General features: G+C 34.9%; 1 protein-coding gene. It reads right to left on the bottom strand.

Annotated features, from left to right (window positions below; translation table 11 throughout):
• On the bottom strand, positions 1-685 hold a 685-nt coding region (locus tag AC1DRF_RS30425; RefSeq protein ID WP_477742623.1), incomplete at its 3' end, for an alpha/beta fold hydrolase.
• Between the last annotated feature and the right edge of the window lie 132 nt (positions 686-817).

Consider the following 817-nt stretch of genomic DNA (forward strand, 5'->3'; position numbering starts at 1 on the left):
CCCCATTAGTAACAAGTACAGGGTGTTTGATGTTTTGTAACCATTCATAGTCATGATTAGATTTTTGTTTAGCCCATTTTGCAATGGCTTGTAATTGTGCCTCTTTTACTTGTTCTGAACTGTTTACTTTTTTCTGATTGAAAATTCTTTGTAGTGAAGCCATTCCTGCAGATTTACTTGTTTTGGTTTGCTCGTAGAAAAAGAACATAAAATCATTTATTCCATCTTCTTCCGTTCCGCCGTGACGATTCATTCTTTCAAGAATCTCTGGATCTGGATTAATACCAGATTCAGGTGAAGTACCTGCCATAATAATTTTTCTTACTAAATCTCCTTCTTGTAAAGCTAGCTCTTGTGCAACCATGCCACCAATGGAAAAACCAAGAATGTCAACTTGTTCTAATCCAAGAGCTTTTATAAATGTTGCTGTGTCTTTTGCCATATCTGCAATTGTAGTAGGCGTTAGTCCATCGGTCTCACCAACCCCTTTATTGTCAAATAAGATTACTGGGCGTGTATTTGCAATAGGTTCAATCATGTTTGGATTCCARTTTTCCATCGTTCCTCTAAAGTGAACAAGAAATACTACTGGTATACCATCTTGTGTACCAAATTTTCTATATGCGTAACGAGTTCCATCTGCTTCAATAAATTCTGATTCTGTTGGTATTTTAAAGTTTGTCATTTTTGTGTTCCTCCTTAGAAATTTAAAAACGATTAAGTATGCATTATGATGGTTTGTTTCATAACAATTTTAGAATGAACGTTCTAAAAAAGGTAAAAAAAGAAAGCTAGTCCAACACTGAAAGTGCTAGAG

It is taken from the genome of Priestia sp. P5_B4 (genome assembly GCF_056400385.1).